This window comes from Polaromonas sp. P1_E1_2, from assembly GCF_056406035.1.
This window is the reverse complement of record NZ_JBFUAZ010000448.1, coordinates 1-3,905: the sequence shown is the minus strand read 5'-3', so window position 1 is coordinate 3,905 and position 3,905 is coordinate 1. Positions and strand designations below refer to the sequence as shown.

Sequence of the window (3,905 nt, the reverse complement as noted above, 5' to 3'; positions counted from 1 at the left end):
GGATAGGCCTCTGACTCTTTCTGGTTGAAATCCGAGCTGCTTCTAAGCGGGCCTTCTTCAACGAGCACCACCTGCAAGCCGGCCTTGGCCAACAGCTCGGCCGTGACTCCGGCGCCTGCGCCGCTGCCGATAATGGCGACGTCACAGGTGATTTTTTCAGGTACCGGGCCGAGCGCGCCACCCATGACTTTCCAGCCGCGCGCAATACCTTCGCGGATCGGGTCTTTCAGTTGACTCATGCTGCTTTCGATGGCTTCAGATTTTGACGGGACCGGGATAGCCCAACATTGGCCAGCTGGTCGTATCCAGAACGGCGCGGCCCACGGCGGAAAAAATCTCACGCCCCGAGTGAGTCAAGACTCCCCCGGTCAGGCCAGGCTGCAGCAAAGCAGCAGCGCCGCCGGCGACAACCAGCACGGCCGCCGACGCGGCACCGAGCTTGAGAAGCGTTCTTCTTTGCATCCGGGAAGTTTCTCATGCGCATTTAGGTTTCTATAGGGGGCCGTACCTAGATAAACTCCGGGTTTGTATGGACGCATCCGCACAACAAATTCATCACGCACTGCAAACCGTTGCGCAGCTTCGGCAGCAGCACGCGGCAGACCCACCGCTGGCCAGGGCGAGCGCGGAGGTCAAACGGTTTCAGGCGCGCCGTTTTCAGGCCACTTACTCGGACCTGCTGCACAGCCCGCGGTATAAAACTGCCGCCACCTTCTTCCTGCAGGAGCTGTACAGCGACAAAGACTACGCCGAACGCGACCAGCAGTTTGCGCGTATCGCAAGCACCATCGCCAAACTTTTCCCGCAACCTGTTGTCAGCACGGCTGCCGCGCTGGCGGAAGTGCACGCGCTGACGGAGAAACTCGACGACCTCATGGCGCGGGAATGGCTGGCGGACACCGCAGCCATCCCGGAAAGCGGCGACTGTGGGAGATACATCCGGTGCTGGCGCCGGGTCGGGGATGTAGCCGCACGCACCCGGCAGCTTGAAGTTGTCCTGCACCTTGGGGACGAACTCAACCGCCTGACGCGGACGTTCGGCCTTCGCACGCTGCTCAAGATGATGAGAGGGCCAGCTGCCGCGGCGGGGTTGAACTCCCTGCAGCACTTTCTGGAAACCGGCTTTGACGCCTTTGCCAACATGCGCGGAGCCGACGAGTTCCTGCGCTTGATCAAGGACCGCGAAACGGCCTGGATTCATACCCTGTTCGCGGACGATGCTGTCACCTGCGAGACCAGATTGGGCCATTTGCTGGCTGCCGGACCGTAATGCCACGCCGGCATTAGGACAAGCCCCATAAGGATTCCACTGCGCGGCTTTCACAATGGGCCGCAAGGAGTGTGTATGAACAAGCATTGGCTCAAAAGTTATCCCGCAGGCGTCTCACACGAGATCGACACCGAGCAGWTCCGCTCGTTGAATCATCTGCTGGAGGACTCGTTCAAGAAAAACGCGGCCAAACCTTTTTCGGTTTGCATGGATCGCTGGATGACGTACGGACAGCTCGATGAGCTGTCGTCGGCTTTAGGTGCCTGGCTGCAAAGCTTGGGTCTTGAGAGCGGGGCGCGGGTTGCGATCATGCTGCCAAATGTTCCGCAGTTTGCAGTCACCATGTCGGCCATCCTGCGGGCAGGCTATACCTGCGTCAACGTCAATCCGCTGTACACCGCCCGTGAACTGGAACACCAGTTACGCGACTCCGGGGCCACTACCATCGTCATTCTGGAGAACTTCGCTGCCACACTGGCGGAAGTGATTGAGCGCACACCAGTGAAGAACGTCGTCATGGCGTCCATGGGTGATTTGCTGGGCTTCTGGTATGGCCAATGGATCAACTTCGCAGTTCGCCACCTGGCCAAGCTGGTGCCCGCCTACAAATTGCCGCTTGCAAACGGGCGCACCGTGACAGCCTTCAATCGCGCAATTGCCGAAGGTAGCCGCCTGCCTCTCAGGCCTGCGCAGACCACACTGGATTCAATCGCCTTTTTGCAATACACCGGCGGCACAACCGGATTGTCAAAAGGCGCCGTACTCACGCATCGCAATATCGTTGCGGCCATTCTTCAGGCTGAAGAATGGTTCACGCCGGCTCTAGAGCGGATAGGCGATGTCAGCAAGACAAACAATATCGCTGCTTTGCCGCTGTATCACATCTTCGCGCTGACGCTATGCCTGCTCTCGATTCGTTGGGGAGCTCATCTGACACTCATTCCGAATCCGCGTGACTTCGGTAAATTCATCGCGGTGCTCAAGAAGCGTCCGTTTCACATGTTGCCGGCCGTCAACACGCTTTTTAATGCGTTGCTTCAGCACCCTCAGTTCAAGACGGTAGATTTCTCCGCCCTTTGTGTTTCGCAGGCGGGTGGCATGGCCGCGTCCGAAGGTACGGCGAAACACTGGTTGCAGGTTACAGGTTGCCCCATGATTGAAGGCTGGGGCATGAGCGAGACTTGCGCCATCGGCACCAACAATYCGGTGATGAACAAGGAGTTCACCGGCACCATCGGCCTGCCGTTGCCCAGCATCGAAATCGCCATCAAGGATGACGATGGCCTATCGCTCGCACTTGGCGAATCCGGCGAGATCTGTATCAAGGGTCCGCAAGTCATGACGGGCTATTACCAGCAGCCTGAAGAGAACAAAAAGGCGTTCACCTCCGATGGCTTCATGCGCACCGGTGATATTGGCATCATGGACGAGCGCGGTTACACCAAAATCATCGATCGCAAGAAGGACATGATCATTGTTTCGGGATTCAATGTGTTCCCCAATGAACTTGAGAACGTCATTTCCCTGTGCCCAGGCGTTGTTGAGTGCGCAGCCATTGGCATTGCCGACGAAAAGCAGGGCGAAGCTATCAAGGTTTTTGTGGTGAAAAATGACCCTACACTGACCGAAGACGATGTGAGCGCCTATTGCAAACAGCACCTTACTGGGTACAAACGCCCCAAATACATTGAATTTCGCGATGACTTGCCCAAAACCAACGTTGGAAAAATCCTCAGGCGTGAACTGCGAACGGCGGCCTGAAGCGCTGCAGGGTTTGCTAGCTTCTGATGGCCAAGCCTGATTTACCCGCAGGAATGCAGGTTTTTGAGCGCGGCTGGCTCTCTGCAAACAATATTCTTTTCACCGGCGGTGGAAAAACCTTGCTGGTTGACAGTGGTTATTGCACGCACGCGCCGCAAACGCTGTCGTTGATCGAGTCCGTCCTCGGGTTCCGTCCTCTCGATATTCTCGTCAACACGCACCTGCACAGCGATCACTGCGGCGGCAATGCTGCCTTGCAGGCGCGTTATCCCGATTTGCATACCCTTATTCCTCCTGGCCATGCACAACAAGTAGCCGACTGGGATCCCGTGGCGCTGACTTATTTTCCGACCGGTCAGCTGTGCCCACGGTTCACCTTCACTGATGCGATGAAGCCGGGTGGGTCCATGCGGTTCGGGTCCGAGATGTGGCAGATTCATGCGGCACCTGGGCATGACCCGCACTCGCTGATTTTCTTTGAACCCCAAAGTCGTGTGCTTATTTCTGCCGATGCTTTGTGGGAGAACGGCTTCGGCGTGGTGTTTCCCGAGCTGGAAGGTGCCGATGCATTCACTGAGGTCGCCGCGACTCTGGATTTGATTGAGCAATTGAACCCCAAAATCGTCATTCCCGGGCACGGCCGTGTCTTTGCCTATACCTCCGAGGTGCTAACGCTAGCACGTCAGCGGTTGAATTCATTTGTAAGCAATCCGCCCAGGCATGCGCACCATGCTGCTAAGGTTCTGCTGAAATTYAAATTACTCGAAATTCAACGCCAGGATTTCGATGACTTTGCAAAATGGGCCCTGGCAACGCCTTATTTCATGCAGATCAAAGCCAAATTTTTCGCGGACATCCCTGCCCGCGCGTGGAT

General features: G+C 57.0%; 5 protein-coding genes. 3 read left to right on the top strand and 2 right to left on the bottom strand.

What is annotated here, in order from left to right:
- Both AC1D1P_RS17745 and AC1D1P_RS17740 read right to left on the bottom strand, forming a co-directional pair.
- On the bottom strand, window positions 1–239 hold a 239-nt coding region (locus tag AC1D1P_RS17745), incomplete at its 3' end, for an FAD-binding protein (protein ID WP_477673872.1).
- A 16-nt stretch (window positions 240–255) separates the two neighbouring features.
- Window positions 256–462, bottom strand: a complete 207-nt coding sequence (locus AC1D1P_RS17740) for a hypothetical protein (RefSeq protein WP_477673871.1) — start codon at window positions 460–462, stop codon at window positions 256–258.
- Window positions 463–529: 67 nt separating this feature from the next.
- On the opposite strand from AC1D1P_RS17740, the gene AC1D1P_RS17735 reads away from it, so the two are divergent.
- From AC1D1P_RS17735 to AC1D1P_RS17725, 3 genes are all read left to right on the top strand, one after another.
- The gene (locus AC1D1P_RS17735; RefSeq protein WP_477670127.1) at window positions 530–1,270 is read left to right on the top strand and encodes a DUF8198 family protein; all 741 of its coding nucleotides are present in this window, start codon (window positions 530–532) and stop codon (window positions 1,268–1,270) included.
- A 75-nt stretch (window positions 1,271–1,345) separates the two neighbouring features.
- Window positions 1,346–3,031: an AMP-binding protein gene (locus tag AC1D1P_RS17730; protein WP_477673870.1), complete on the top strand. Its 1,686-nt coding sequence runs from the start codon at window positions 1,346–1,348 to the stop codon at window positions 3,029–3,031.
- Between the two features lie 26 nt (window positions 3,032–3,057).
- A partial coding sequence (locus tag AC1D1P_RS17725; protein ID WP_477673869.1) for an MBL fold metallo-hydrolase occupies window positions 3,058–3,905 on the top strand: 848 nt, incomplete at its 3' end.